This window comes from Catellatospora aurea, from assembly GCF_042663325.1.
Lineage (GTDB): Bacteria > Actinomycetota > Actinomycetes > Mycobacteriales > Micromonosporaceae > Catellatospora > Catellatospora aurea.
This window is the reverse complement of the sequence record NZ_JBHTAC010000001.1, coordinates 67,297-92,983: the sequence shown is the minus strand read 5'-3', so window position 1 is coordinate 92,983 and position 25,687 is coordinate 67,297. Positions and strand designations below refer to the sequence as shown.

The 25,687-nt window shown below is 73.3% G+C and carries 27 protein-coding genes and 1 tRNA gene; 9 read left to right on the top strand and 19 right to left on the bottom strand.

Annotation, left to right across the window (positions count from 1 at the left end):
- Window positions 1-94: 94 nt before the first annotated feature.
- From ACFQO7_RS00470 to ACFQO7_RS00440, 7 genes are all read right to left on the bottom strand, one after another.
- Window positions 95-982, bottom strand: coding sequence for a DMT family transporter (locus tag ACFQO7_RS00470; RefSeq protein WP_376804443.1), 888 nt, complete (start codon window positions 980-982; stop codon window positions 95-97).
- Window positions 983-1,024: 42 nt separating this feature from the next.
- Complete coding sequence (locus ACFQO7_RS00465; protein WP_376804442.1) at window positions 1,025-2,236, bottom strand: glycosyltransferase 87 family protein; 1,212 nt, start codon at window positions 2,234-2,236, stop codon at window positions 1,025-1,027.
- Complete coding sequence (gene mptB, locus ACFQO7_RS00460) at window positions 2,230-3,639, bottom strand: polyprenol phosphomannose-dependent alpha 1,6 mannosyltransferase MptB (protein WP_376804441.1); 1,410 nt, start codon at window positions 3,637-3,639, stop codon at window positions 2,230-2,232. The genes ACFQO7_RS00465 and mptB overlap by 7 nt, the downstream gene beginning before the upstream one ends.
- A 268-nt stretch (window positions 3,640-3,907) precedes the next feature.
- Window positions 3,908-4,522 (bottom strand): pentapeptide repeat-containing protein, encoded by a 615-nt coding sequence (locus tag ACFQO7_RS00455; protein ID WP_376804440.1) that lies wholly within the window; start codon window positions 4,520-4,522, stop codon window positions 3,908-3,910.
- 655 nt (window positions 4,523-5,177) lie between these two features.
- The gene (locus ACFQO7_RS00450; protein ID WP_376804439.1) at window positions 5,178-5,606 is read right to left on the bottom strand and encodes a hypothetical protein; all 429 of its coding nucleotides are present in this window, start codon (window positions 5,604-5,606) and stop codon (window positions 5,178-5,180) included.
- A gap of 113 nt (window positions 5,607-5,719) precedes the next feature.
- Window positions 5,720-6,928, bottom strand: a complete 1,209-nt coding sequence (locus ACFQO7_RS00445) for a glycosyltransferase (RefSeq protein ID WP_376804438.1) — start codon at window positions 6,926-6,928, stop codon at window positions 5,720-5,722.
- Window positions 6,925-8,091, bottom strand: coding sequence for a glycosyltransferase family 4 protein (locus ACFQO7_RS00440; RefSeq protein ID WP_376804437.1), 1,167 nt, complete (start codon window positions 8,089-8,091; stop codon window positions 6,925-6,927). Before ACFQO7_RS00440 ends, ACFQO7_RS00445 begins: the two co-directional genes overlap by 4 nt.
- 147 nt (window positions 8,092-8,238) lie before the next feature.
- On the opposite strand from ACFQO7_RS00440, the gene ACFQO7_RS00435 reads away from it, so the two are divergent.
- Window positions 8,239-8,616: a VOC family protein gene (locus tag ACFQO7_RS00435; protein WP_376804436.1), complete on the top strand. Its 378-nt coding sequence runs from the start codon at window positions 8,239-8,241 to the stop codon at window positions 8,614-8,616.
- A gap of 6 nt (window positions 8,617-8,622) precedes the next feature.
- On the opposite strand, the gene ACFQO7_RS00430 is transcribed toward ACFQO7_RS00435, so the two are convergent.
- Complete coding sequence (locus ACFQO7_RS00430) at window positions 8,623-9,117, bottom strand: MarR family winged helix-turn-helix transcriptional regulator (RefSeq protein WP_376804435.1); 495 nt, start codon at window positions 9,115-9,117, stop codon at window positions 8,623-8,625.
- 74 nt (window positions 9,118-9,191) lie between these two features.
- On the opposite strand from ACFQO7_RS00430, the gene ACFQO7_RS00425 reads away from it, so the two are divergent.
- Both ACFQO7_RS00425 and ACFQO7_RS00420 read left to right on the top strand, forming a co-directional pair.
- Complete coding sequence (locus ACFQO7_RS00425; RefSeq protein ID WP_376804434.1) at window positions 9,192-9,668, top strand: cupin domain-containing protein; 477 nt, start codon at window positions 9,192-9,194, stop codon at window positions 9,666-9,668.
- A 9-nt stretch (window positions 9,669-9,677) separates the two neighbouring features.
- Entirely contained in the window at window positions 9,678-10,295 is a 618-nt protein-coding gene (locus tag ACFQO7_RS00420) for a mycothiol-dependent nitroreductase Rv2466c family protein (RefSeq protein WP_376804433.1), read from the top strand.
- 100 nt (window positions 10,296-10,395) lie between these two features.
- Here the strand turns inward: ACFQO7_RS00420 and ACFQO7_RS00415 are convergent, their stop codons facing one another.
- Together ACFQO7_RS00415 and ACFQO7_RS00410 are read right to left on the bottom strand one after the other, a co-directional pair.
- Entirely contained in the window at window positions 10,396-10,536 is a 141-nt protein-coding gene (locus tag ACFQO7_RS00415) for a hypothetical protein (protein WP_361038920.1), read from the bottom strand.
- A 106-nt stretch (window positions 10,537-10,642) separates the two neighbouring features.
- Window positions 10,643-11,167 carry a DUF4142 domain-containing protein gene (locus ACFQO7_RS00410; protein ID WP_376804432.1) on the bottom strand — a complete coding sequence of 175 codons (525 nt, stop codon included), beginning with the start codon at window positions 11,165-11,167 and terminating at the stop codon, window positions 10,643-10,645.
- Window positions 11,168-11,318: 151 nt separating this feature from the next.
- Here ACFQO7_RS00410 and ACFQO7_RS00405 point away from each other — a divergent pair.
- The 3 genes from ACFQO7_RS00405 (at window position 11,319) to ACFQO7_RS00395 (ending at window position 13,482) form a co-directional block, all read left to right on the top strand.
- A tRNA-Val gene (locus ACFQO7_RS00405) sits at window positions 11,319-11,391 on the top strand.
- A 29-nt stretch (window positions 11,392-11,420) separates the two neighbouring features.
- A complete protein-coding gene (locus ACFQO7_RS00400; protein ID WP_376804431.1) occupies window positions 11,421-12,161 on the top strand; it encodes an ankyrin repeat domain-containing protein in 741 nt (246 codons plus the stop codon).
- 301 nt (window positions 12,162-12,462) lie between these two features.
- Window positions 12,463-13,482, top strand: coding sequence for a LacI family DNA-binding transcriptional regulator (locus tag ACFQO7_RS00395; protein WP_376804430.1), 1,020 nt, complete (start codon window positions 12,463-12,465; stop codon window positions 13,480-13,482).
- 19 nt (window positions 13,483-13,501) lie between these two features.
- Here ACFQO7_RS00395 and ACFQO7_RS00390 read toward each other — a convergent pair whose 3' ends face one another.
- The 9 genes from ACFQO7_RS00390 to ACFQO7_RS00350 all read right to left on the bottom strand — a co-directional run bounded on the left by ACFQO7_RS00390 (window position 13,502) and on the right by ACFQO7_RS00350 (window position 23,454).
- Window positions 13,502-15,565, bottom strand: coding sequence for a hypothetical protein (locus ACFQO7_RS00390; RefSeq protein ID WP_376804429.1), 2,064 nt, complete (start codon window positions 15,563-15,565; stop codon window positions 13,502-13,504).
- A 2-nt stretch (window positions 15,566-15,567) separates the two neighbouring features.
- On the bottom strand, window positions 15,568-16,776 hold the full coding sequence (locus ACFQO7_RS00385) for a hypothetical protein (protein ID WP_376804428.1): 1,209 nt from the start codon (window positions 16,774-16,776) through the stop codon (window positions 15,568-15,570).
- Window positions 16,773-18,563 (bottom strand): HSP90 family protein, encoded by a 1,791-nt coding sequence (locus ACFQO7_RS00380; protein ID WP_376804427.1) that lies wholly within the window; start codon window positions 18,561-18,563, stop codon window positions 16,773-16,775. Before ACFQO7_RS00380 ends, ACFQO7_RS00385 begins: the two co-directional genes overlap by 4 nt.
- A gap of 121 nt (window positions 18,564-18,684) precedes the next feature.
- Window positions 18,685-18,996 (bottom strand): hypothetical protein, encoded by a 312-nt coding sequence (locus ACFQO7_RS00375; protein WP_376804426.1) that lies wholly within the window; start codon window positions 18,994-18,996, stop codon window positions 18,685-18,687.
- 201 nt (window positions 18,997-19,197) lie between these two features.
- A complete protein-coding gene (locus ACFQO7_RS00370; protein WP_376804425.1) occupies window positions 19,198-20,448 on the bottom strand; it encodes a serine/threonine-protein kinase in 1,251 nt (416 codons plus the stop codon).
- Window positions 20,449-20,541: 93 nt separating this feature from the next.
- Window positions 20,542-21,408, bottom strand: coding sequence for an AraC family transcriptional regulator (locus ACFQO7_RS00365; RefSeq protein ID WP_376804424.1), 867 nt, complete (start codon window positions 21,406-21,408; stop codon window positions 20,542-20,544).
- Window positions 21,409-21,503: 95 nt separating this feature from the next.
- Window positions 21,504-22,418, bottom strand: a complete 915-nt coding sequence (locus tag ACFQO7_RS00360) for a serine hydrolase (RefSeq protein WP_376804423.1) — start codon at window positions 22,416-22,418, stop codon at window positions 21,504-21,506.
- Between the two features lie 131 nt (window positions 22,419-22,549).
- The gene (locus ACFQO7_RS00355) at window positions 22,550-23,209 is read right to left on the bottom strand and encodes a flavodoxin domain-containing protein (protein WP_376804422.1); all 660 of its coding nucleotides are present in this window, start codon (window positions 23,207-23,209) and stop codon (window positions 22,550-22,552) included.
- On the bottom strand, window positions 23,206-23,454 hold the full coding sequence (locus tag ACFQO7_RS00350; RefSeq protein ID WP_376804421.1) for a dsRBD fold-containing protein: 249 nt from the start codon (window positions 23,452-23,454) through the stop codon (window positions 23,206-23,208). Before ACFQO7_RS00350 ends, ACFQO7_RS00355 begins: the two co-directional genes overlap by 4 nt.
- A gap of 372 nt (window positions 23,455-23,826) precedes the next feature.
- Between ACFQO7_RS00350 and ACFQO7_RS00345 the strand changes: the two genes are divergently transcribed.
- From ACFQO7_RS00345 to ACFQO7_RS00335, 3 genes are read left to right on the top strand one after another with little or no spacing between them, the layout of a single operon-like run.
- Window positions 23,827-24,300 (top strand): hypothetical protein, encoded by a 474-nt coding sequence (locus ACFQO7_RS00345; protein WP_376804420.1) that lies wholly within the window; start codon window positions 23,827-23,829, stop codon window positions 24,298-24,300.
- A complete protein-coding gene (locus tag ACFQO7_RS00340) occupies window positions 24,293-24,517 on the top strand; it encodes a helix-turn-helix transcriptional regulator (protein WP_376804419.1) in 225 nt (74 codons plus the stop codon). Before ACFQO7_RS00345 ends, ACFQO7_RS00340 begins: the two co-directional genes overlap by 8 nt.
- Before the next feature lie 51 nt (window positions 24,518-24,568).
- The gene (locus ACFQO7_RS00335) at window positions 24,569-25,681 is read left to right on the top strand and encodes a threonine aldolase family protein (protein ID WP_376804418.1); all 1,113 of its coding nucleotides are present in this window, start codon (window positions 24,569-24,571) and stop codon (window positions 25,679-25,681) included.
- The last annotated feature ends 6 nt before the right edge of the window (window positions 25,682-25,687 follow it).

Genomic DNA, 25,687 nt, shown 5'->3' with positions numbered 1-25,687 from the left:
GCACGCCCCGGTGCGCCGCAAGGTCATCCGACCTGCCGGGCAGGTGTGCGTATCTTGGACGCCCATACGCCCAGGTGCCGGGCAAGTCGAACGATCAAGGGCGAGCGTCGGACGCCACGCGTCGGGTGGGGGAGTAGGCCAGCAGGGCCACACCGGCGGCGATCGCGGCTCCGGCCAGGGCGAGCGTCCACAGCGCCGCCAGGCTCGCCGGTGGGGCCTCGTCGAACAGGAGCGCGCCCCACAGCCAGCTCAGCACCGGGTCGGCGACGGTCATCGCGGTCAGCGCGGCGGGCAGCGAGCCGCTGCCGAACGCCTCCTGCGCCAGCACCGCCGCGACCAGGCCGGACAACGCCAGCGCGGACAGCGGCCAGTCCAGCGCGGCCGTCAGCGGTCCGCGGGTGGCGAGCTGGTCGGCGACGACGACGGTCAGCACGGCGGTGGTGCTGAACCCGGTGCCCGCGGCGACGCCGGTCAGCGCGGTGCGGGCGCCCCGCCCCGGCCGGCTGCGCGCGACCGCGAGCAGCACCAGGATCAGGACGATCGCGGCCAGCAGCACGGCGGGCAGCGGCTCCCGGCGTACCGTCTGCGCGACACCGCCCCGGGCCAGCACCAGCACCGCCAGGCCCGCGCAGACCGCGGCGGTGCCGAGCCAGTCCCGGGCGGCGGGCGGGCGGCCGGTGCGCGTGTACGCCATCGGCAGCGCGAACATCAACTGCACCGCCAGCAGCGCCTGCACGATGGCGATCGAACCGGTGTGCAGCGCCGAGGCGTGCGCGGCGAAGCCCAGCACGTTGCAGCCGAGCCCGGCCAGCCAGACCGGGCTGCGCAGCAGGCGTGCGGCGGTGCCGAGCACGGGCAGCCAGTGCCCGGCCGTGTCGCCGCGAGCCTGCGCGACGGCCCGGGTGACCCGGTGCTGCAGCGCGGCGGCCGCCGCGAACAGCGCCGCCGCGAGCAGTCCCAGGATGGTGCTGAGGATGGTCATGGTTCCCCTTGCACGCCGTCACGGCCGGACGGCGTGCGCGCATCATGACCGCGCGGCGAGTACGGTGATCGACTCTTGCGCCGCCGCCCGGTGAACGGTGGGCGTCGCCGCGCGCAGCGGCAGGAAGACGAGCAGCCCGAGCGTGATCCAGACGTACGCGCTCCCGCCGACGAACCCGTCCGGGTCGCCGGACCTGTTCGCCCACAGCCACACCACGCTGCTGCACAGGACCACGTAGGCGGTCCCCGCCCACCACAGCAGCCTGCGGCGGCAGCGCGGTTCCGCCTCCCGCAGCCCCGCCCCGGTCAGCAGGACCAGCGCGGGCACCACCCACACCAGGTGGTGCACCCAGGTGACCGGACTGACCAGGCACGCGGCCAGGCCGGTGAGCGCGAACCCGCCCCAGACGTCGCCCTGGCGGGCCGCCCGGCGCACCCGCCAGGCCCACAGCGCCAGCACACACCCGACCACGAGCAGCCAGTACACCGGATGCGAGGTCTCCGGATCGAGCCGGGCGATCACGCCGCGCAGCGACTGGTTGGAGATGTAGAACAGGTCCCCGATCCGGGCGGTGTCACCGAACGCCGACGTCCAGAACGTCCACGACGGACCCGGCGCGACCAGCGCCGCCAGCAGCGTCGCGGCGGTGGCGGTGGCGCTCGCGACGGCGGCCGCCCGCCGCCGCCCGGCCAGCAGCAGGTACAGGATGAAGATCGCCGGGGTGAGTTTGATCGCGGCGGCCAGCCCGGTCCCGATGCCCGCCCAGCGGCTCCGGCCGCTCGTCAGCAGCCGGGCGTCGGCGAGCACCAACGCCACGAGGACCAGGTTGACCTGGCCGAAGCTGACCGTGTCCCGGGCCGGCTGCAACGCGGCCAGCAGGCACGCGGCGACCCCGAAGGCGAACAGCCGCGGCCACCCGTGCTCCCGGGCGATCGGGTCGACCAGCCAGTACAGCACCAGCGCGCAGGCCGCGGCGGTCAGCGCCGCGTTCACCGCGATGACGGTGTGCCAGCCGAGCATGCTCATCGGCACCATCGCCACGGCCGCGAACGGCGGATACGTGAAGCCGTAGTGGGTGCCCGGCACCAGGTAGTCGTAGACGCCGCCGCCCTCGTGCACCCAGTCGTTGACCGTGCCGTAGTAGACCAGCACGTCGAACCAGCCGCGGTGCCCCGGGATCAGCGCGATGAACAGGCCTACGGCGGTGGCCAGCGCGAGCACGCACAGCAGGCGGGCGCGGGGCGTCTTCACCATGCGGCGGGCTCCGTTCCTCGCAAGGCGATGTCGCCGGTGGACAGGAACACGACCGGCACCGCCAGCAGCGCGCCGGTCAGCGCCGCGGCCAGCTCGTCCGCCGACGGGGTGAAGCCGTTCGGGAACACCGTCACGGTCAGCGCCAGGCAGGCCAGCGCGGTCCAGCGGCGCACCCGGCCGTCGGGCGGCGCGGCGGCGGCGATCGGCACCAGGCCCCACAGCAGATACCAGGGGCGCAGCGCGGGGCCGAGCAGCGCGAGCGCGGTCAGGCTCAGGCCGAGGGCGTACACCAGGCCGAGCCTGCTCCGGTGATGCCAGGCCAGCAGCGTCGCGACCGCGGCGGCCACCAGCCCGATCCAGCGCCACGCCGGGATCGCCGACGCGGCCAGGTCGCTGCCCGCCGACTCCAGCAGGTTCCGGGTGATCCGGCCGACGGTGCTGCTCAGCGACCAGTTGTGGGCCGAGATCGGCGTCGCCAGCGAGCGCACCCACCCGTAGCCGGTCCCCGTCACTGCGGTGATCAGTGCGGTCGTCGCCACCGCGAGGCCCACGGTCAGCGCGAGCGCCCGCAGCGTGGCCACCGGCCGGCTGAGCGCCGGACGCAGCGAGCGCTGCCACAGCCAGACCACCACGACCAGGCCGAGCGCCGCCGGGGCCTTCACCAGGCAGGCGAGCGTGATCGCGACGGCGGCCAGGGTGAACCGGCCCGCCGCCGCGGCGGTCAGCCCGGCGATGAGCAGGCCCAGCATCACCGCGTCGTTGTGCGCGCCGCTGACCAAATGCAGCAGCACCAGCGGGTTCAGCGCGCCCAGCCACAGCGCCGCCGCCGGGTCCACGCCGCAGGTCCGGGCCAGCCGCGGCAGGCACACGATGAGCAGCACCACCCCGGCCAGCGCCACCGCCCGCATGCCGAACACGCCCAGCGGCACGTCCGTCGTGGTGAACCCGGACACCCCGGCGGCCAGGGACAGGAACGCCGGCCCGTACGGCGTCGGCGTGTGCTGCCAGATTGCGGGCACCTCGGCGAGCAGCGGCCCGCCCAGCGCGGACGGCCCCGCCTGGTAGACGTCGAGCCCCGCCGTGACCATCGCGCCCTGCGCCAGGTAGCTGTACACGTCCCGGCTGAACAGCGGCGGCATCGCCACCAGCGGCAGCGCCCACGCGGCGAGCACCACCAGCAGCCCGCGCGGCGAGGGCGGCTCCGCGCCGCGTACCGCCCGGCCCAGCCGCCACCACGCCGCCGCCAGCAACGCGAGCCCGAAGTACGCGCCGACCAGCCCGAGGCTCTGATACTGCCGCAGCTCACCCAGCCCCAGCGCGGGCGCGAGCGTGTCCCGCACCGGCAGCGCCCCCGCCGCCAGCCCACCCCCGGCCAGCGCCACCGACCCGACCAGCCCCAACACCAGACACCGCCCCGCCTCCCCACCACCCAGCCCGCGCGAAAGGAAGGGCACCTTCACATCGCTCCGCGATGTAGAAGGTGCCCTTCCCAACTTCGCAAGGTCGCTGAGGAGGGCAGACGGCACCCAGGCAGGGTGCCAGCAGGCGGTGTACGGCAGGCGACCGAGCACCCAACCGGCAGTGGCCGCCGGGTTGCGGCTCGCGCGGCGCGCTGACCATGCCGCGCGGCACGGACTCGCCGGTGAGCGGCGGCGAGTCCGTGCCGGCCGGTCAGCCCTGGTCGATGGTGATGTCCAGCGCCGCGGCCAGCGTGTACGCCAGCCCGGCGAGGTCGTGCGCGCTGACGCTCGCCCCGCGCAGGCTCGTCACGCTGCCGATGCCGCCCAGCTCGCACCGGGTGAACCGGGCCCCGGCGCAGTCGGCCTGCGCGAACTGCGCGCCCGACAGGTCACAGCCGGTGAACGACGCCCCGCGCAGGTCGGCGTTGGTGAAATCGGCCCGGGCCAGGTTGCAGTCGACGAAGGCGACGTCCTTGAACGAGGTGAACCGGAACGTCGCCAGATCCATCCGGCACTCCCGGAACGTCACGTCCCGCAGCGTGCCGTCGACCCACTGCAGGCCGGTCAACCGGGCCAGAGACACCTCGACCCGCAGCAGGCCCGACTTGGTCGCCTTGAGGTTCGCCCAGTCCGAGGTCTCCACCAGGCAGTCGGTGAGCATCGCCCGGTCCAGCACCGTACGGGCAAGGCCGGTCCTGGTGAACCGGCACTGCTCGAACTCGGCGGAGTCGGCGGCCTGCCCGGTCAGGTCCAGGTCGAGGAACGCCAGCCGCCGGAACGTCGCCTCGTCCTCCAGGTCGTGGTCCGGCGACACGGCCGTGTCCATGGCCGCCGGTGGGCGTGGCCGGGCGGGCAAGCGGGGTGAGCGGGCGGAGTCCCTGCTGGTGGCTGACCGAGGTGGCACGCGTCGACCCTAGCGCGATGACCGTGTGCTTGTGCTGCGAGCTCGTGGTCCGTAGGTTACGCGCGCTGGGTTGTTCGGGGGGAGGAGCTTTGCGGTCAGGTCGGGGCGTTCGCCCGTGACGGGGGCGAGCGGGGAGCGAGGTTCTTCGCCTCGCGTCGATGCTTGGGACGGGCCGAAGGTGAAGGTGGCGCTGTCGGCCGCGCTGATGAGAAGGCAAGCGTCCGGGGGAGGCACGGCTGAACTGCGGCAACGTGCGCAAAGAGTGGTGGGAGCAGGCGTGGGCATCGCGGGAGGTCTCGCTGTGCTGGCCACGGTTGCGTCAGCGTTCCAGCGTGACTTCGAGTTCTGGCTTTACCCAGTGATCGGGATCGCCCTGCTCGGCCTCACTCAAACCGGGACAGCTCTGCTGAGGCGTCATCATCGGAAGGCGGGGCGAGACATGAGCGGGTTCGCCTGACGTCCTCATGTCGAGTCATGGGGGTGACCTGTGACGTGGACGGGTTCACGGTGATGCGTCAGCCTGTCGCCCCAATCGCGGTGCTCGGATGCGGGCATCCTCATCTCCGGTAGCGCGCCCTCACCGAAGCAGGTTCAATTCGTCGCCCCAGGAGTCGAGCACATCGCCGTGGCCGTGGTCGCGGGCGAGCCGTCCCAGGTCGGGTAACAGTCCGGCCGGGTCGTCGGCGACGCGGACCGGCAGGGTGGCGGCATCCCACGGCTCGCCGAGCGGGTACGTCTCCAGCTCCCAGCGCAGGTACTTGTTGTACGGCCGCACCCGGCCGTGCAGCGCGAACAGGGTGAACAGGAACCAGGAGACGCTCTCCATCTCCTCCAGCCGGGCCAGGTCGGCGCGGCCGTCGCGGTGGTTCTTCGCCGCGCGGTAGATGAAGTTGACGTACCCGTCGAGGTACTCCCGCGACCCGGCTCCGCGTGGACCGAGCCGTGCAGGGCGCAGGCTTGGGTCGCGCCCTGGTCGTTGACTCGCTACGCCGCATCGCCACCGCATCTGAGGTGATCGGAGTCCGAGCATTGCTCATCCACTGCGAATCCGAAGCTGCCCGAGACTTCTACCTAAGGCTGGCGAAGTTCGACCCGAGCCCGACGGACTCGTTGCACCTGCTACTGATGATGAAAGACCTGCGCCGCGCTCTCGCTCCGTGACGAGTCCCTCGCGCTGATCGGGCCTGATCGACGAGCGCGGGTCACCGTCACGCGGTCGAGGGCGGTGTGTACGGCGAGGAAGCCGCGCACGGCGGTGTCCCAGCCGAAGAGTTCGGCGCGGGTGCGGGCGGCGTCGCGGCGGCGGCGCTCGTCGCGGTCGAGCAGCCGCAGCACCCCGTCGGCGAGGTCCTCACCCGCCACCGCGACCCCCGCGTCACCGACGACGGCGGGCAGCGCGCTCGACGCGCTCACCACGGCCGGGGTGCCGCAGGCCAGGGCCTCCAGCGCGGCCAGCCCGAACGTCTCCATGGGGCCGGGCGCGAGCACCAGATCCGCACTGGCCAGCAGCGCCGCCAGCCGTTCCCGCTCACCGATCCACCCGGTGAAGTCCACCGGCAGCCCTGACGACGCGGACTGGAGCCGGGACCGCAGCGGCCCGTCACCCGCGATCACGAGCCGGGCACGCACCCCCCGGTCGAGCAGCGTGCGCAGCGTGGTCAGCGCCCGTTCCGGCCGCTTCTCCGGCGACAGGCGTACGCAGCAGACCAGCAGCAGTTCGCCGCCGGGCACGTGTTCGCCGCGCACCAGCGGGTCGCGGCGGTCGGGGTGGAACAGGTCGAGGTCGACGCCGAGCGGCACCTGCGTGACGTTGTGCGCGCCGACGCTTGTGAACTCGCCCGCGGCCCAGGCGGTGGTGCAGACCACCTGGTCGTACGCGGCGGCGCTGGCGCGGTTGAGCCCGGCCGCCACCCGGGCGCGCACCGGGGCGGGCAGCTTCACGACGCCGAGCAGGCCGTCGACGCTCTCGTGCGACACCATCACCGACGGCACGCCGTGGCGGCGTGCCCAGGCCCCGGTCCAGCGCAGTGTGGTGCGGTCGGACACCTCGATCCGGTCCGGCGCCAGGTCCGCGAGCAGCCGGGCGAGCGGCGCGCGGCGTACCAGCATCCGGTAGCCGCCGCCCAGGCCGGGCGCGACCGGTCCGGGCAGGGTGATGACGCGGCCCTGTTCGGTCGGCTCGTCGGTGTGCCGTGCCCCGGGGACGACGAGCACCGGCTCGTGCCCTGCCGCCGCGTACCCGCGGCCCAGTTCCCGCAGCGCGGTGCGCAGGCCGCCGGAGCTGGGCGTGACGAAGTTGGCCAGGCGCACGATGCGCAGCCCGGTCACGGCGCGGGCACCGGGACGGCGACGGGCGCGGCGGCGAGGCGGCCGGGCGCGCGTACCGCGTCGGCCGCGGCGGCGTAGTGGCCGATCAGCTCGTCGCCCAGCGCCGACCAGGTCCGGGTGCCCACGGCCGCGCGGCCGGCCTGCCCGTAGGCGCGGCGTGCGGCAGGGTCGGTGAGCGTCCCGACCGCCGACGCGAACGCCGCGGGGTCGTCCGGGGTCACCAGCAGCCCGTCGACGCCGTGGCGGACCAGGTCGAGCGGGCCGCCGATCGCCGGGGCGACCACGGGCACGCCGCTGGCCTGGGCCTCCTGCACGGTCTGGCAGAACGTCTCGTGCGGTCCGGTGTGGACGAAGATGTCGAGGCTCGCGTACAGCCGGGCCAGGTCGGTGCCGCGGCGGGTGCCCAGGAAGGCCGCCTGCGGCACCGCGCGGCGCACCGCGTCGCGGGTCGGGCCGTCGCCGACCACGACGACGCGCACGCCGGGCAGCGCGGCGGTCCGCGCGAGCAGGTCGACCCGCTTCTCCCGGGCCAGCCGGCCGACGTAGCCGACGATCAGCTCGCCGCCGGGGGCGAGTTCGGTGCGCAGTGCCTCGTCGCGGCGCGAGGGGTGGAACAGCGCGGTGTCGACGCCGCGGCCCCACCGGCCGACGTCCGGCACGCCGTGCGCGACGAGTTCGGCGGCGGTCGCCGACGACGGGGCGAGGGTGAGCGCGGCGCGGCCGTGCACGTGCCGGATCCAGCGCCAGGCCAGCGCCTCCCCGGTGGCTACGCCATAGGCGCGGGCGTAGCCGGGCACATCGGTCTGGTAGATCGCGACGACGGGCACGCCGAGGTCGGCGGCGGCCTTCGCGCCCCACACGCCGAGCACGAACGGGCTGGCCAGGTGCACGACGTCGGGCCGGTGCCCCGCGAGCGCCTCCCGGAGGCGGCGGGTGGGCCAGGCCAGGCGCACGTTGCCGTAGCCGGGCAGCGGCAGCGAGCCCAGCCGGACCACGGGGTACGGCTTGCCGGTGACGGCCCGGCGCGCCCGCGGGGACGGCTTCGGCGCGATCACCATCGGCTGGTGGCCGCGTGCGAGCAGGTGCTCCGCGACGCGGGCGACGGAGTTCGCGACGCCGTTGACGTCCGGGGAGAACGACTCGGTGATGATCGCCACGCGCATGGCGGTGACGCTAGGTTCGCCGTCCGGACGCGGGGCGAAGAGCCGGAGTCGCGACGGCGAAGACCAGTGGAACGGTGGAGCCGCGGTGGCGGGTTCCGGGCGGTCGGCGGACGGCGGATGCGGGCACGGTCGGCCTAGGATCGGGCCATGCTGGCTGAACTGCAGTGCGTGGTGCTGGACTGTCGTGACCCGAAGCGGCTCGCCGAGTTCTACCGGTCGCTGCTCGGCGGGGTCGTCAACCAGCCCGACCGGCGCTGGTCGCTCGGCGACGACTGGTCGACGTTGCACGCCCCGAACGGGCTGGTGCTCGCGTTCCAGCGGGTGGCCGAGTACCAGCCGCCGCAGTGGCCGGACCCCAGCAAGCCGCAGCAGTTCCACCTCGACTTCGGCGTGCCGGACCTGGACACCGCCGAGGAGGAGGTGCTGGCCTGCGGCGCCGCCGTGCTCGACGCGGGTTCGCCGGGCCAGAGCTGGCGGGTGTACGCCGACCCGGCCGGTCACCCGTTCTGCCTCGTGCGGCACTGAGCCGCGTCAGCGGGTGACCGCGGCGGCGAGTTCGCGCAGCAGGTCGCCCAGGCGGCGGGCGTCGGCGGGGTCCAGACGGCTGAGCGCCTCGCGCTGCACCGCCAGCCCGGCCGCGACGGCTTCGTCGATCAGTTCCCGGCCGGCCGGGGTGAGCTGCGCGCGCAGAGAGCGCCGGTCGCCCGGATCGGGGGTACGCGTGATGAGCCCGGCCGTCTCCAGCTTGTCCAGCCGCCCGGTCATGCCGCCGGTGGTGAGCATCAGGGTGTCGGACAGCTGCTTGGGGGAGAGGTTGAACGGCTCCCCGGCGCGGCGCAGCGTGGCCAGCACGTCGAACTCCCCGCGCCCGATGCCGAGGCGCTGGTAGGCCCGCTCCATCCGGTCGCCGATGGCGGCGGCGACCCGGTAGACGCGCCCGAACACCTCCATGGGCAGCAGATCGTCGAGGTCGGGACGCTCGTCGCGCCACTGGTCGATGATCACGTCGACAGCGTCCTTGGTCATGAGCAGATGGTAACTTGACGGAAACTAGCTTAGTGGTAAGTTACTTGTAAGCTAGTTGATGAGAAGGGGCAGCCATGACTTACACCGGCGATCTCGGCGCGGTCAGCGCCGCGTACCACCCGTCCGGCATGGCGGAGCAGGCGGTCATGGGCTCGGGCTCCACCGGCCGATTCGTGGCCCCGGGCAGCGTCACCCAGGGGCGCTTCGGCCTCTACGAGTGGCACATGCCGGCCGGGGCGGGCGGGGCCGACGCGCACTTCCACCGCACCTTCTCCGAGTCCTTCTACGTCATGACCGGCACCGTGCGGTTGTACGACGGCGCACGCTGGGTCGACGCCTCGGCCGGCGACTTCCTGCACGTGCCCGAGGGCGGCGTGCACGGCTTCCGCAACGACAGCGGCGCGGCCGCCTCGATGCTCATCCTGTTCGCGCCAGGCATCCCCCGGGAGATCTACTTCCGCGAGCTCGCCGACATCGCCGCCAGTGGGCGGCAGCTGTCCGAGGACGAGTGGACCGAGCTGTTCGCCCGCCACGACCAGTACCGCGCCTGAGGAGGCCCGATGACGACGTACGCCGACATGTGGTTCGACCCGAAGTGCCCCTGGGCCTGGAACACCTCGCGCTGGCTGCTGGAGGTGGAGCAGGTCCGCGACGTGCGGGTGCGCTTCCATGTGATGAGCCTGTGGCTGCTCAACCACGGCCGCGAGGTCGACCCCTGGTATCGCGGCTGGCTGGCCGACACCCTGGGCCCGGTCCGCGTGGTCGCCGCGGTGCAGGAGAAGTTCGGCGTCGCCGTCGTACGCGACTTCTACACCGCCCTCGGCGACCGGATCCACCGCGACAAGACCCCGATCGGCCCCGACCTCTACACCGCCGCGCTGTCCGACCTGGGCCTGCCCGCCGAGCTCGCGGCCGCGGCCGACGTGCCCGACCACGACGAGGCCCTGCGCCGCAGCCACGACGAAGGGCTGCGCCCGGTCGGCGAGGACCTCGGCACCCCCACGATCCACGTCCCCGGTCCCGACGGCACGCGCAACGCCTTCTTCGGCCCGGTCGTCACCCCGGTGCCCCGCGGCGAGGCCGCCGGCCGCCTCTGGGACGGCGTCCTGTTCGTCTCCGCCACCCCCGGCTTCTACGAGCTCAAACGCGGCAACCGCCCCCGCCCCACCGTCTCCTGAACCCGCCCGAGAGCAAGGAAGGGCACCTTCTTATCGCTCCGCGATGTAGAAGGTGCCCTTCCCATCCGGTGGCTGCTGTCTTCGCAGGACAGAGGCGGTGTCAGTAGTCCTCGTCGTCGTCGTACGGCGCGAAGCCCTCGGCCGCGCTCAGGTCGATGGTGTCGTCCGCGGAGGCCACGAACTCCTCGAGCTCGTCGTCGTCGATCAGGTACGGGTTGTCTGCCTGCTGAGGTTCGCTCACGGTACGGCCTGCACTTTCACGGTCAGTGAACAGTGGTGACGCCCTCGATTAGAGCGCTGCGGTCGGGTCCGCGCGAGCTGACACTCCGTGCGTGGCCGCCGTGGGCTCAGCCGGTCTGCACCTGCGCGTCGGCGCGGTTGAGCTCGGTGGTGTGCGCGATGAACATGTCGTCGGCCTGCCGGGCCAGCTCCTTCACCCGAGGGTCGAAGCCGTAGTTCAGCTCGGTACGGGCCGCCTGCAGGCTGTCCCCCTGCGTCTGGATGTCCCGCGTGATCCACATCTGGTCGAAGGTGCCCCCGGCCGGTGCGGCCGCCAGTTCCTTGAGCGAGTCCAGCTGCTCCTGGGCGGGCTGCTTCGGCAGCGTCACCTTGACCTGGTCGGCGACCGCGACGACCGCCGCGTCGAACTTCGTGTGGTCGTCGACCATCATCTGGCCGAGCCGCCGTACCTCGTCAGACGTGCCCTTCTGCGCGGCGAGCGCGCCGGCCGCGATCTCGTACAGGTTCGCCTGGTGGATGCCGATCAGGAAGGAGGCGTCCTGCGGTGACGGCACCGCCGCCGCCGGGCTCGCCAGGCCGACGGCCAGCGCCGCCGCGGCGAGCAAGACGAACAGCCCTCTGCTCCGGTTCATGACCAAGCCTCCATCCCCCGGACCGCGCGGCGCAGCCTGATGCCGCGGGTGGCGCACGGCCGCCTGCGCCCTGGTCAGTACCCACGAACGCCGTCGCCGACACCTGCGGGCACCCGGGCGGCGATCTTCCTGCCTAGACTGCTCGGCGAGCGGGGCCGTAGCGCAGAAGTCGTCGCGCCCGTCCAACAAGCGGGAGGACGCCGGTGCGAATCCGGCCGGTCCCGCTCCCGACGAGCGGCGCGGGAGGTCGTCCATGGCTCCATCAGGCGACGACCTGCTCACCGGCGCGGTGCCCGCCCACGAACTGCGTCCGCTGGTCTTCGCGGCGCTGCACCCCGATGTCGTCCAGCAGCCCGCCACGCCGATCTGGGAGTTTCCCGCGGTTCGTGTGCGCTGCGGGAGGGTGTGGCATGACGTGCAGGTGCGCGAGGGCCGCCTGGTCGCAGTAGCGCACACCGAGGTCGAGATCCAGCGGGAGATGGCGCTCGGCGGGCTGGGCGGCCCGGTCCGCGGCTGCGCGGCGGCGCTGCGTGACTGGCGCACCGGGTATGGCCGCCTGCCCAAACGGCTGCGATGGCAGCGGGATCGGCTGTTCCGCTGCGCGCGGGCCGGGCAGACCGACCTGGTGCTGTCGATGCTGGACGCCGGGTTCGACCCGGGTGTGGTCGGTGGCGGCGGAGTGACCCTGCTGCACCTGCTGGCCCGGCTCGACCACGAGCGGCTGCTGCCGCGGCTGCTCGCGGCCGGGCTGCCGGTGAACGGTGCGGACAAGGAGGGCGCGACCCCGCTGCACCACGCTGAGCGGGCCGGGGCCGACGATGTCGTGGCGGCGCTGCACGAGGCGGGCGCTGATCCGGGCCTGACCGACCGATTCGGCCGGCTGCCGTCGGCACTGCGTCCGGTCCCGCGCCTGCGGCCGGTGCCCGAAGTGCTCGCCGCGCCTCGGCCCTCGTTCTTCCGTAGACTCCGCGAGCTGTGCCGGATTCGCCGTTAGGCGGCACCTGGGCGCCGACGACGTGGTCGCGGCCCTGCTGGCCGCCGGTGCGGACCCCGGCCAGGTGGCATGACAGCGCGTACGTGACACCTTGTCGTCATCGGACGCGATCTGTATAACGTTGTAAAGCGATCGTGGCAGATCGCCATCGGGCCGGGACGGCTGCGGCCGCCGTCGTCATCGGCGACTTCCTCGACGTCGTGGCAGTGGTGCGGACGTGCCTGACCAGGCGGCGGCACCTGCGTTGACGGACCTGCCCCGGCAGTGGGGACAATGAGCGGTGAGTGGAGGAAACCCGCCGATGGCGGTCAGTCTCAAGGACATCGCCAGGCGGGCGGGCGTATCGCAGGCGACGGTGTCCAATGTCGTCAACGGCTACCGGCCCGTCGGCGAGGCCACCCGGGCGCGGGTGCAGCAGGCCATCGACGAACTGGGCTACACACCCAACCTCAGCGCCCGCCACCTGCGCCGGGGCCGCACCGGCATCATCGCGCTGGCCATCCCGGAGCTGAACAACCCGTACTTCGCCGAGCTGGCCGACGCGGCGATCCGCGCCGCCACCGAGCGCGGGTACACCTTGCTACTCGACTACACCGACGGTGACCGGGACAAGGAACTCCTGGTCGCCGACGGGTTCCGGGCGCAGATCATCGACGGGCTGATCCTGTCGGCGGTGCACCTCAGCCGCGACGACATCGCCGGCCGCACCAGCCAGACCCCGATGGTGCTGGTCGGCGAGGCGATCTACCACGCACCGTACGACCACGTGGTCATCGACAACCTCGCCGCCAGCCGCGAGGCGATGCGGCACCTGATCGCACTCGGGCGGCGGCGGATCGCGTTCATCGGCGCGCACATCGAGGCCGACCGGGCCCCGTCGCTGTTGCGCCTGCGCGGTTACACCGAGGCGCTGGCGGCGGCCGGGCTGCCGTTCGACCCGGACCTGACCGTCACCACCAGCGGCTTCGGCCGCGGTGACGGCGCGGCGGGTATGCGGGCGCTGCTGGCCCTGCCACAGCCGCCGGACGCGGTGTTCGCGTTCAACGACCTGATCGCGCTGGGGGCGATCCGAGCGCTGCACGACCACGGACTGCGGGTGCCCGACGACGTCTGCGTGATCGGCATCGACGACGTGGAGGAGGGCCGGTTCAGCATCCCGACCCTCACCACGATCTCGCCGGACAAGGAGCTGATCGGCCGCCTCGCGGTGGAGAAGCTCCTCGACCGCATCGAGGGCCGCCCGGCCGGGCCGCCCGCGGCGTTCCAGCCGCCGTTCCGGCTGGTCGTCCGCGAGTCGGCCCCGGCCGCCGGGCCCGCCTGAGCGGAGCCGACAGCCCCGGTCAGTCCTCGTCCTTCTCGTCCTCGTCGTCCGAGTCATCCAAGTCGTCGTAGTCGGCGTCCTCGTCCTCGAGTTCCCACGGCTCCAGATCATGTGCCCTGATCAGCGCGTTCGCGCCGGCTACGTCGCCCTGGGCGCGCAGCGCCACGGCGATGACGGCGTGCAGTTGGCGGGTGTCGGCCTCGTCCGCTCCGTCGAGGCCGCGGCGGGCGCGCTGCTCGGCCTCGGCAGGCCGCTTCCGGCGCAGCAGCCGCCAGCCGGTGAACACCGCCGCCTCACCCCGGACCACGCCGTCACCGCACTGCTCGGCCAGCTCGGCACGGGCCATCGCCTCGTCGTCGCGGTTCTCGCTGTCGTACCACCAGGCGGCGATCAGGTTCAGCCGGCCGCAAGCGGCCTCCCACGCTGCCGGATCGGCGTCTGCGGGCGGGGCCGCCGCGAGCGCGTCCGCTCGGGCCATCACCTGCTCCACGGGCTCCCAGTAGGCGACGCGGGCGCTGCTGACCGCGTCGCTCAGTGAGCGCAGCTCGGCCGGCCGGTCACCGGCCTCGGCGTGCCGGTCGGCGGCCAGCAGGCTGCGGTCGGCCCGCTCGGCGCCCCAGAACAGCCGGGCCGACTCGTCCAGCAGCCGGCCGTGGCCGGAGGCGGTCAGCGACGGCTCGGCCAGCAGCAGGTCGAGCACCTGCATCGCCTGGTCGCGGTGCTGCCCGCCGTCGCGGTAGAGCTGCCACAGCAGCTCCCGCCCCCGCCGCAGCGGCTCGGGCAGGCCGGCCCGCTCCAGGGCCAGCACCGCCTCCTCTGCCGCCCCGTAGCGGGTCTCGGCGTCGTTGTGCTCGCGCAGCAGCACCGCCGCGTCGAGCCGGGCCAGGGCGGCGGCGGCCACGTCACCGGCTGCCGTGTGTGCGGCGATGCGGTCCTGCACCTCGGCGAGCCGGTTGCGGGTGCGCCGCCCCGCGGTGTCCAGCACGCTCAGCGGCAGGCTGTCCACCAGCGGTGGCGCGGTCATCCGCTGCCGGGCCAGCTCGCCCTGGAACGTGGTGCCGTTGCGGGCGTCGAACCGGGCCGCGAGGTCGGTTACCAGCGCGGTCAGCTCGTCGCGCAGCGCGGTCACCGTCGTCGCCGGCCGCCGCCCGTCCGCACCGGTCCGGCCCTGCACCGCGATGTCGCCATGGCCGCCGTCGGCCAGCCGGTTCAGCACGAGCACGGCGGGAGCGGCGAAGGCCAGCACGTCATGTGGGCTCACCGAGCCCTCCAGCCACGGCAGGTGCCGTTCCAGCAACTCCAGGCCGCGCAGCTCGTTGCCGCTGCGGCCCAGGAACGTCAGGTGCGTGCCCAGGGCCGGCAGGTGCAGCCGGTCGGTGCGCATCACCCGGTACGCCGCGCGGTGCAGCTCGGCGGCCTTGCGGTACGCGCCCGTGTGCAGGTGCGCCAGCATCAGGTTGGTGCGGATGCGCTCGGGCTGGGTGCGGCACCAGCTGTCGGCGAACGGCTTGGCGACCTCGATCGCGTCGGCGTGCCGGTCCAGCATCATCAGATACCAGGCCTGCGCCGACGGCACGCACACCGAGCAGTTGGCCAGGCTGTCCCGCTTGGCGGTCACCATGTCGTGGTAGGCCGCCGCCGCCTCGTCCAGGTCGCCGACGTGCAGGGCGATCTGCCAGCGGGCCTGGTGCACCGCGTGCAGGCTGTGCCCGCCGCGCAGGTAGCGGGCCCGCATGTCGGCCAGCACCGCGTACGTGCGGTCCAGCGGGATGTCGGGGAACTCCGGCAGCGCGTTCACGATCCACTTGAACTGCCAGAGGATCGACTCCTCGGTGTCCGGTCCGCCGATCTCCGGGTCGCGGTCGTAGGCGGCCAGCGACAGCGAGAACGCCAGGAACGCCCGCCGGTCGTCGCCGCCGAACACGAACTTCTCGATCGCCTCGTGCCGGAACTCGAACGTCAGCCGCTCGTCGCCGGACGCCTGCGCGTGCCGGATCACGCTGTCGAGCGCGTTGTGCTGCGCCGGACCCTCCGGCATCGCCATGGCCGCCGCGAACTCGTCGCGCAATTGCTGCTCGCTCATGGTCACAGCGTCTCCTCCTCCTGCAGCGACGTCGCGGCGGTGTCCGCGTCGGCCTCGCTCACCACGTCCATCAGCGCGCCGACCGCCGAGGTCATGCGCTCGCGCGGCCGGGTCGCCACGCTCGTCGACAGCCGGTCGGTCAGCGGCTCGGCGGCCAGGTGGCCCTCGACCCGAGAGCTGATGTGCGTATTGCCGTTGCGGGCGTCGAACCGCGCCGCGATCGCGCGGGCCAGCGCCGCCACCTCCGCGCCGACCTGGGCGACGGTGCTCGCCGCCGGGCCGCCCGGCACCGCTGCGACGGGCAGGTCGCCGTGCCCGGCCTCGGTCAGCCGCCGCAGCACCTGCCCGGCCGCGGCCGCGAACTCCATCGCCGCGTACGGCGACGACGGCGCGTCCAGCCAGCCCCGGTGCCGCTCGATCAGCTCCAGGCCACGCGTCTCGTTACCGGACAGGCCGCAGAAGCGCAGGTGCGCGGCGATGTTGTCCAGATGGTGCCGGTCGGCGCGCATGTGCGGGTAACCGACCCGGTGCGCGTCCATGGCGTCGGCGTGCCGGCCCGTGCGCAGGTAGGGCAGCAGCAGCTCGGATAGCATCCACTGCGGCTGCTCGGTGCAGCCGCCACGGGAGAACGGCCGGCCGATCTCGATGGCCTCCTCGTCGCGGCCCAGCGACACCAGGTGCCGGACCTGACCCGACGGCACGCAGGCGGCGCAGTCCGACAGCCGGTCCCGGCGGGCGGTGACCATGCGGTCGTACCAGTGCTCGGCGGCGGGGTCGCCGGTGTGGTGGGCGACCAGCCAACGGTGCTGGTGCACCGCGTGCAGGCTGTGCCCGCCGCGCAGGTAGCGGGCCTCCATGTCGTCCAGCACGGACCGGGTGCGGTCCAGCGGGATCTCCGGGAACTGCGGCAGCGACCAGACCACCCACTTGAACCGCCACAGCAGCGTGTGGTCGGCGTGGTGCCCCGTCGCCGCCGGGTCGCTGTCGTAGGCCTGCAGGCAGTGCGAGAACGCCAGGAACAGCCGTGCCGGGTCGCCGCCGTGGTGGAACTCGCTCATCGCCGACATGCGCCAGCCGAACGCCTCCCGGCGCATCCCCGCCGCGTCGGCGTGGCGCAGCGCGATGTCGTATGCCGCGAACCGCGCCGCGCCCGGCGGCCGGCGGTGTGCCTCGTGCCACAGCTCGTGCACGGCCTGCTCGGTCATCGTCACGCGGCACCGCCGTGCATGGCGCGGCCGAGCAGGCCCAGGAACGACTGGTTGAGCGCGGCCGTGTCGACCGGGCGCAGCGGCTGGCGGCCCAGCAGCAGCGCCTGCACGTACAGGCCCTCCACGACCAGCACCGTCAGGTCCGGGTCGGTGACCGTGACGGCCTGGCGGATCAGCGGGTTGCGGTGGTTCAGCACCAGCTGCGGCCGGTCGGTGCGCCCGGCGGTGAACGAGCCCAGGATCGAGGCCCACACGTCGTCCACGTCCTCCTGGCCGCGCTTCAGGTCCAGGTGCAGCGCGGTGTCGCCGTCGAGCAGGTACAGCGCGGGCAGGCCGGCCGGGTCGAAGGCGCGGATCAGCACCTCGACGCCGAAGCGGTCCAGCGCCCGCTGCGCGCCGACCAGGAACGTGCGCAGCCGCAGCTCCTCGTCCGGGGCGAGCTCCTCCAGCCGGGTGGACAGGTCGCTGGCCGACAGCGCCTCGGTGGTGATCTTCTCGTCGAGGGCGGGCAGCCGGGACAGCAGCTCGGCGTCGTACACGTAGCCGGCGTTGACGACGGCCAGGCCCTGCGCCGAGGCGACGGCGGCGATCTGCCGGAACTCGTCCAGCGACGGCACGAAGCGCACCACGCCGTAGGTGTCGCGGAACTGGGCCAGGGTCATCGGGCCGACCGTGGTCTCGTACGGCCACCACTGCTCGACCAGCCGCAGCATCTCGTCGTCGTGCACCGCGAGCGCCTTCACACCCAGGTGGTGGATGCGCAGGAACTGCTGCAGCTTCGCCTCGTCGACCGTGCCGAGCCGGGTCATCCAGCCGCGCAGCTGGTCGCCCAGCGACTCGCGGACCTGGGCGAGCAGCGTGTCGTCGTACAGCGCCTCGCGGCTGGCCGTCGGGCGCAGCTCGGTGGTGTCGATGACGCAGCGCACGAAGAACGCCCACTCCGGCAGCAGCCCCTCGACACCCTCGCTGAGCAGCATCTGCTTCAGGTACACCCGGTGCGCCACGCGGGCGGCCGGATTGGACGGCATCGGCAGCACGAACGCCACGCCGCGCAGCCCCGCCTCGGCGACGTCGAGGTCGATCACGTCGAACGGCGTGAACCCGAAGGCGTCCTCGGCGTACGACAGCAGCCGCGCCCGCCGCGCCACCTGCGCCTCACCCTCGCCGGTCTCCCACGGGGCCAGCCCGGTCGTGATCGGCTCACCGTCGACCTGGACCGTGATCGGCAGCATCGAGCCGTACAGCCCGGCCAGCTCGCGCACGGTCTTCGGCAGCAGCCACTCCTCCGCACCGCGCCGCGGCCGCAGCGTCACGATGGTGCCCGGCGCGGCGAGCGCGTCGTCGCCGTCCAGCACGCGCACCTGGTAGCTGCCGTCCGAGGAGCCCAGCCACTCCACGGTCGGGTTGTCGCCGCACCGGGTACGCACCTGGATCGTGTCGGCGACCAGGAAGCACGACAGCAGGCCGATCCCGAACTGGCCCAGGAACTCGTGCCGGGCGAAGCCCAGATCGTCGCGCTTGGAGCTGCGGCCGATCGTGGCCAGCAGCTCGTGCACCTGGGGCTCGGTCAGCCCGATGCCGTTGTCGGTGATGGTCAGCGGCTGCCCGGCGGCCTTCGGGGCGCTGATCTCGATGGTGCCGGCGTGGTCGGGGTCGTTCACCCGCACCGCGGTGATCGCGTCGACGGCGTTCTGCATCAGCTCGCGGACGTACACCCGCGGGCTGGCGTAGAGGTGGTGGCTGAGCAGGTCGACGATGCCGCGCAGATCGACATGGAAGGTGTACGACACGAGGTCCTCCGTGGTGGGGTGTACGCGGTCGCCGACCCTACCGTCCGTCACCGACGTTCGCGGATCGGTTTTCCACCGGTGCCGCCCCCGCGGGCGGGCGGCACCGGTCACCGCGCGGCGGTCACGAAGCCGGGATGGGATCGTGGAGGTTGCGCTGCAGGGCGTACAGCGCCCAGATCAGCATGTCGGTGGCGTGGTGGTCCTGGACGGGGTCGATCTGTCGAGCGTTCGCGACCGCCTCCTCGGCGAGCCGGAGCCGGGTGTCCGGCGAGTCCGTGACGCGCTCCAGGCGCAGGAGCGCGCTCACCAGGCGGGAGCGGTAGCCGGGGGTGCGGGCGGCCAGCGTGCGACAGGCCCATACCTCCGCCGCGAGGTCCGGTCCGGTGGACGAGAGGAGAACGGTCCGCGCGATGTGCTCAGCCTCGATCAACATGCCTCCGTGGCTCGGTGGACACAACGCGACGCCCGCCGCGGGCGGCGGGCGTCGCGTGCCGGTCTCCGAGGGGCGCCACCTCGAAAACGGACACGAGCGGGAAGCTTAGGCAGCACGCATCGCAGGTCGCGACGGTCGAACGGCCGAGTGAAGATCGCGCGGAACCGCCTTATGCTGATGGCGGTTCAACCTCCGGTGTGTTCAGACGGGCGGCCGCCGGGTGTCCGTGGAGGACTTCTTCAGGGAGAAGTCGGAGCAGCCCGGGTCGGTGATCTCGCCGCGGATGCTCTGCCCGGCCAGGGGTGAGAACGAGGCTTCGAGCCCGACCATGATGTAGTCGCCCGGCCGTTTGATCCAGTGGTCCGGCTCCAGCGTGAAGCCCGTCGCCGTGTACGAGCCCTCGACCACGTACGACCCGCGCGGCACGTTCGGGTTGCTCTTCACCGGGAAGAACTCGAAGGTCGCCTCGACCTCGTGGTCGTCGACGACGAAGATGACCAGCTTCAGCCCGGTCAGGCCCTGCCGGCAGCGGTAGGTGCCCTCCCACGTCCCGTTGAGATAGGCCCGCGCCGCCGTGAGCCGGTCCTCGGACGGAGTGGGCGAGGGCAGTGGCGAAGGGCTCGCCGTGGGGGTGGGCGCGACCACGAGGTTCGGTGCGGCCGGGCTGTCGGGCCGCTGGATCAGGTACCACGCGCCACCGGCGACGAGCACGAGCGCCACCAGGGCGGCCACTCCGGCGAGCACCCAGGTGAGCGTCTGCGAACCGCCGGACCGGGCTGCCGTCGCGGGCGGCGACCAGGGCGGCAGTGTCTCGGTGGGCGGCGGGTACGCCCCCGGGGCGAGCGGCAGCGTGCCGGTCGGCGCGAACATCGGCGGCGCGAGGTCGTTGAGCAGCGCGTCCAGCCACGTGGTGAGGGTGTGCACCCGGCCCGACGGCGCGGCGGACAGCGCGTTGAGCAGCCGGTGCTGGAAGGCGGGGAACGCCGCGCACAGCGGGTTCGCGCGCAACAGGTCCGACAGCCGGACCAGGTCGATGCCCACGCGTGGGCCGGGCCCCTGGTGCGGCGGGTGGACCGGTGGGGGCGCGCCCAGCACGGCGTGCACGACGGTGGCGACGAACGCGTAACGGTCGGCGTCGGGGCTGGTCAGCGCGCCGGGCAGGAACAGCTCCGGGGCGGCGTACGGGGTGCTGCGGGCCGCGACCAGGGAGCCGTCGACGGTCCACAGTTCGCCCAGGTCGGCGGGGCTGCTGGAGCCGTCGGGGCGGACGACGACGGTCGCCGGCTTGACGTCGCCGTGCGCCACGGGAACGCCGGTGCGGCGGCCCGAGTGCAGGTCGTCCAGGACGGCGGCGGTCCCGGCGAGCACGCGTACCCGCTGTGCCAGCCCTTCGTACGGGTTGAGCGCGAGCCAGTCGAGATAGGACTGGTTGCCGAACCGGTTGTCGTACACGGCACCCCCTGTCTCGGGACAATATAGATGGCCGTGTCGCCGGTGCGGACCGTGCGGACCGCCCGCACCGGGACGGGTGCGGGCGGTCCGGGATCAGGCCGGGATCCGTTCGACCGGGATCCACAGCTGGGCGTCGACGTGCGTGCCGTCGGCCGAGATCCGGTTCTGCGACAGCTCCGGCCCGGGACGGCTGCGGTACGGGTTCGACGGGAACCACTGCGTGTACACGTCCCGCCAGAGGAACTGCACCGCCTCCGGGAACGCGCCCGAGGCCTCGAACACCGCCCACGTGCCCGCCGCGACCGGCAGCGCCTCCAGATCCGCGGGCGCGTCCGCGCCGGTGACCACGCCGTGCCAGTAGTCCAGCTCGACGCCGGAGGACCGGTCCTCGCCCAGGCCCGCGCTGACGTTCACGATGCCGCCCGGCTCCTGGTCGCTGAGCGCCTCGATGCGCGCGACCGTCTCCTTCGGGATGCCCTTCAGGAACGCGACGATCGCCGGGTTCATCCCTTCGTGCACCAGCGGGACCCGCGCCTTGAGGCCGACCAGCTGGAACTTCTCCTTCTCCACCACCCGATATCGCATGGTGCTGCTCCCTTCGACGATGAGCCGGAAGGACATCCGGGGGTACGCCCGCAGCGTCGCCCCGCCGCGGCGCGCCTCGCCCGGACCGACGCCGTGCACGGCCTTGAACGCCCGCGCGAACGCCTCGCCCGAGCCGTAGCCGTAGCGCACCGCGATGTCGAGCAGCGTGCGCTCGCCGGCCAGGACCTCGGCCCCGGCGACCGTCATGCGCCGCCGCCGGACGTACTCCGACAGCGGCACCCCGGCCAGCGCCGAGAACATGCGCCGGAAGTGGTACTCCGACGTCATCGCGATCCGTGCCAGCTCGGCGATCTCGATCTCCCGATCGAGGTGCCGCTCGACGTGTTCCAGCGCCTGGTTGAGCTGCTCCAGCACCCCGGACTCCCTCCTGTTTCCGAGCACCACGCTAGGGGGAGCCGGGCCCGCCCGACCCGACTAACGGTGCCCGCCGCGGTCGGGTGCTCCGCCGGTCAGAGCAGGTCGGACAGGGTGCGCAGCTGCGCGGCGACCGACTGGCCGATGGCGCGCCCGTGCGCCTCGCCGCCGGAGGAGTAGCGGGTCAGCACGGCCATGGTCCAGTCGTCGCCCAGCGCCAGGCAGTTGACGTTGTAGAAGCCGTACGGCGCGGGTCGCCACACCCAGCCGTTCTTGATGGCGATCTTGGACTGCTCCGCGGCCGGGAACGCGCGCCGGATGCCGAAGTCGCCGGTGCCGCGCACCGCGCGCATCTCCCCGATGAGGTAGTCGGTCCAGGTCGGGCCGGCCGCCGCACCGGTGCCGATGGCGTGGGCGATGCGGCAGGTGTCGCGCGCCGACAGCTGGGTCTTGCTCCAGTCGGGCCCGGCTGCGGAGTCGGTCAGCTTGCAGATCGAGATCAGCCGGGTGATCGTGTTGCGCCCGCCGAGCTCGTTCCACAGCAGCGTGGCCACGCCGTTGTCGCTGTCGCGGATCAGCTTGGTGATCTCGGCGAACCGCGCCGCACTCGGCGTCCGGCCCTGTTCGGTGGCGCGGCGCAGGTAGTCGGCGGCCAGCCAGGCCTTGATCATCGAGGCGGTCATGTTCGTCTCGTGCAGGTTCTTCGCGCCGACGATCTCGCCGGTGCCGCGGTCCATCAGCGCCCAGCTGTACCAGCCGCTGGTGGTGATTTTGACCAGGTCACCGGCGTTCGCCGCGGTCAGCGTGCGGGCGCGCTCCACGCCCGGCGGGCCGGGCTGGGCGGGCACGGCGACCGGCGCGGTGTCGGGCAGGGTGGCCGGTTCGTGCCAGACCGCCGCCGCGCCGGGGTCCGCGCCGCCGCGGCCGGCCAGCCAGAAACCGCCGGTGGCCAGCGCGGCCACGCCCGCGCCGCCGGCCAGCAGGGCGCGTCGACGGGTGTGCTCGGTCATGAGGGGGTGCTCCGTGGGGGTGCGGAGTGGCGGCCGGCGGGCGGGGGTGCGCGTCGGCGGTTCAGTGCGGGGGTGTGGTCATCCCGTCGATGATGCCCCACGCCGGGGCCTCGTGTGGTCCGCGAACCGGGTCAGTCCAGGCTGATCGTTCCGGTGATGGTGGTCGGGCCGGCCGCGGTGAGCGTCTCGGCGATGCCCTCGGCCCAGCCGCGGATCGCGTCCCAGTCCCGGAAGTCGCCCTCGGGCGCCCGCAGCGCCACGACCAGGGCCTGCTCGGCGATGCTCAACCGGCTGTGTTCGAGCCGCCCGGCGAACACCTTGTGCTCGCGGGCGGCGGTCGCCTCGGCGATGGCGATGACGTCGACCGGGTCCTCGTCGGGCATCGGCGGCTCGCCGACCGGGCCGCTGGAGAACAGCCACACCGGCCGGGCCGACAGCACCGCGGCGTGGCTCTGCACAAACCAGCGGGCCGGTTGCAGCCAGTGCCCGGAGTACACCGCGCTGCCGATGACGAACGCGTCGAAGCCGTCGACCTGCACCGACGGGTCGATCTCGACCGCGTCGGCCTCGAAACCGCGCTCCTGGAGCACCTTGGCGATGGCGTTGGCGATCTCCGCCGTCGCCTCGTATTTCGACGCCGCGGCCACCAGCACGCGGCGCGGCGGGCCGGTCTGGCCGGTCAGCGCCTCGGGCAGCTCTTCCAGCTGCGCCATGACCAGGCGCTGCAGCGGCGGCTCCAGTAGCGGCGGCGCGGTGACGGGGGCGGTGGCGGGAGCGGGAGCCGTGGTCATGCCGGGGTCCGCTCCAGGTCGGCGTCGGCCTGCGCGAGCAGCCGCTGTCCCAGTTCCACCAGGGCCCGGCCGGCGGCCAGTTCGTCGCCGATCTCGGGCACCTCCTCGTCGAACCGGTTGCGGGCCGCGCTGCCGTCGCCGCGCAGCGCCGCCGTGCCGCCGGTGTCGAGGCGGGCGTGTGCCCGCGTACGGCCGGAGCCGTCGTCGTCGATCGTGATGTCGACGGTCCAGTGCTTGGTGCTCATCGGCCCGGCCTCCCGGCAGTCACGCGCCGGCACGCCGTCAGGTCGCGTGCCGCCCCTGCCATTGTCGCGCCCGTAGCGCCCGGGTTGGGCCGGTTGGCCTGCACAAAGGCATTTCCGGCCGGATCGCGGCCGCCGCGCCCGGCGACGTGGTGACGGCGCGACGGGCCGCCGCTCACTATGGTGTGCGTGTGTCCAGCGAACAGGTGTACGCCGGTGTGTTCGGCACCGTCCTCGGAATCGCGCTGCTCGTCGCCGCCATCAGGTGGATGTTCGGCAAGCGGTGATGTAAAAGATAGCTGACAGGGTGTACGCTCCGGTGTGCCGGCGATGTCAAGAATTCTTTACATCACCGGCTGACCGAGAGGAGCCGCCATGACCTCCTGCAAGCCCGCGCCCGCCGCCGACACCGACCGCGTCCCGACCACCTACGAGGAACGCAACACCTGGTGCATGGCGATCCTGGTGCCCGTCACGTCCCTGGCGTACTTCGCCGTGGTCGTCCCGCGCCTGTGGCGCCAGCCCGTGGCGGAGATCGCCTGGGTGACGCCGATGCTGTGGGCGATAGGCGTCAGCGTCGTCGGGACCATCCTCGGCTCCATCGTGGCGGCCATGCTCGCCCGGGACGGCCATACCGAGTCCGACGTGCGCGACCGGGAGATCGTCCGGCACGGCGACCGCATCGCCCAGAACGTGCTGGGGTTCGGGGCCGCCGCCGTGCTGGTGCTGGCGATGGTGCGGGCTGACCAGTTCTGGATCGGCAACGTGCTGTTCCTGCTCGGGGCCGTCGGCACGACCTGGGGCGCCGTCGCGAGGATCCGGGCCTACCGCGGGGCGTTCCATGGTTAAACCGACCCGTGTCACCAACCGCATCCGGGTGCTGCGCGCCGAGCACGGCGAGATGACCCAGGCCGAGCTGGCCGAGCGGATCGGCGTCACCCGGCAGACCGTCATCGCCATCGAGCAGGGGCGCTACTCGCCGTCGCTGGAGATGGCGTTCCAGATCGCCCACGTGTTCAAGGTGCCCCTCGACGACGTGTTCCAGTACCCCGAGGACGCGGCCTGACGGGTGCCGGGGCTGCCCGCGGCCCGCGCCGGGTGGTGGCATCATGGCCCGATGGCTGCTGAGGATCCCGCGGAACGCCGCTGGCGGACGATGCGCGGCTGCGACCGGATCCTGTCCGGGCACCGCACGCCGTCCCTGCGTGAACGGCTCGCGGACCTCGCGGCCGTCGACTACGACGGGCTCGACGACCGGCCCGACTTCTACGGCGGCGGGCCGGTCGCGGCACTGGAGCGGCGGGTCGCCGGGCTGCTCGGCAAACCCGACGCCGTGTTCTTCCCGACCGGCACCATGGCCCAGCAGGTGGCGCTGCGCTGCTGGGCCGAGCGCACCGGCAACCGGGCCGTCGCGCTGCACCCGCTCGGGCACCTGGAGGTGCACGAGCGCAAGGCCTACCAGGTGCTGACCGGCCTGCGCGGGGTCTGGCCGACGGCCGAGCCGCGCCAGCCCACCGCGCAGGAGGTGCGCGACCTCGACGAGCCGTTCGGCACGCTGCTGGTCGAACTGCCGCTGCGTGACGCGGGCTTCCTGCTGCCCACCTGGGACGAGCTGAACGCGCTGGTGGCCGCGGCCCGCTCGCGCGGGGCGAAGGTGCACTTCGACGGCGCGCGGCTGTGGGAGTCGGTGTTCCACCTGGGCCGGGACCTGCCGACCGTGGCAGGGCTCGCCGACAGCGTCTACGTCTCGCTGTACAAGACCCTCGGCGGGCTGTCCGGCGCGCTGCTGGCCGGGGCCGAGGACTTCACCGCGCAGGCGCGCGCCTGGCGGCACCGCTACGGCGGGCAGCTGTTCCAGCAGTGGCCCGCGGTGCTGGCCGCACTCGCCGGCCTCGACCGGGAGCTGCCCCGCCTCGGCGAGTACGTCGCACACGCGAAGACCGTCGCCGCGGCGCTGGCCGCGCTGCCCGGCGCGCGGGTCTTCCCGCACGAGCCGCACACCCACCAGTTCCAGCTGTGGCTGCCCGGCCCGGCCGTGTCGCTCAACCAGGCCGTGCTGACCCTGGCCGAGCAGCAGAAGACCTGGTTCGCCAACGTGTTCACCGACCGGACCCCGGGCCTGGCGATGACCGAGATCACGGTGGCCGCGCCGGCGCTGGAGTGGACCGCCGCCGACGTCACCGCGGCCGGGCTCGCCCTGCTGGAACTGGCCGCCGCGGCGCAGGGCTGAGAGACT

Coding starts and splice junctions, on each gene's coding strand:
- ACFQO7_RS00470 (WP_376804443.1), bottom strand. CDS start 982: ATGACCATCCTCAGCACCATCCTGGGACTGCTCGCGGCGGCGCTGTTC.
- ACFQO7_RS00465 (WP_376804442.1), bottom strand. CDS start 2,236: ATGGTGAAGACGCCCCGCGCCCGCCTGCTGTGCGTGCTCGCGCTGGCC.
- ACFQO7_RS00455 (WP_376804440.1), bottom strand. CDS start 4,522: ATGGACACGGCCGTGTCGCCGGACCACGACCTGGAGGACGAGGCGACG.
- ACFQO7_RS00450 (WP_376804439.1), bottom strand. CDS start 5,606: ATGCGGTGGCGATGCGGCGTAGCGAGTCAACGACCAGGGCGCGACCCA.
- ACFQO7_RS00440 (WP_376804437.1), bottom strand. CDS start 8,091: ATGCGCGTGGCGATCATCACCGAGTCGTTCTCCCCGGACGTCAACGGC.
- ACFQO7_RS00435 (WP_376804436.1), top strand. CDS start 8,239: ATGCTGGCTGAACTGCAGTGCGTGGTGCTGGACTGTCGTGACCCGAAG.
- ACFQO7_RS00430 (WP_376804435.1), bottom strand. CDS start 9,117: ATGACCAAGGACGCTGTCGACGTGATCATCGACCAGTGGCGCGACGAG.
- ACFQO7_RS00425 (WP_376804434.1), top strand. CDS start 9,192: ATGACTTACACCGGCGATCTCGGCGCGGTCAGCGCCGCGTACCACCCG.
- ACFQO7_RS00420 (WP_376804433.1), top strand. CDS start 9,678: ATGACGACGTACGCCGACATGTGGTTCGACCCGAAGTGCCCCTGGGCC.
- ACFQO7_RS00410 (WP_376804432.1), bottom strand. CDS start 11,167: ATGAACCGGAGCAGAGGGCTGTTCGTCTTGCTCGCCGCGGCGGCGCTG.
- ACFQO7_RS00400 (WP_376804431.1), top strand. CDS start 11,421: ATGGCTCCATCAGGCGACGACCTGCTCACCGGCGCGGTGCCCGCCCAC.
- ACFQO7_RS00395 (WP_376804430.1), top strand. CDS start 12,463: ATGGCGGTCAGTCTCAAGGACATCGCCAGGCGGGCGGGCGTATCGCAG.
- ACFQO7_RS00390 (WP_376804429.1), bottom strand. CDS start 15,565: ATGAGCGAGCAGCAATTGCGCGACGAGTTCGCGGCGGCCATGGCGATG.
- ACFQO7_RS00375 (WP_376804426.1), bottom strand. CDS start 18,996: ATGTTGATCGAGGCTGAGCACATCGCGCGGACCGTTCTCCTCTCGTCC.
- ACFQO7_RS00360 (WP_376804423.1), bottom strand. CDS start 22,418: ATGACCGAGCACACCCGTCGACGCGCCCTGCTGGCCGGCGGCGCGGGC.
- ACFQO7_RS00355 (WP_376804422.1), bottom strand. CDS start 23,209: ATGACCACGGCTCCCGCTCCCGCCACCGCCCCCGTCACCGCGCCGCCG.
- ACFQO7_RS00350 (WP_376804421.1), bottom strand. CDS start 23,454: ATGAGCACCAAGCACTGGACCGTCGACATCACGATCGACGACGACGGC.
- ACFQO7_RS00345 (WP_376804420.1), top strand. CDS start 23,827: ATGACCTCCTGCAAGCCCGCGCCCGCCGCCGACACCGACCGCGTCCCG.
- ACFQO7_RS00340 (WP_376804419.1), top strand. CDS start 24,293: ATGGTTAAACCGACCCGTGTCACCAACCGCATCCGGGTGCTGCGCGCC.
- ACFQO7_RS00335 (WP_376804418.1), top strand. CDS start 24,569: ATGGCTGCTGAGGATCCCGCGGAACGCCGCTGGCGGACGATGCGCGGC.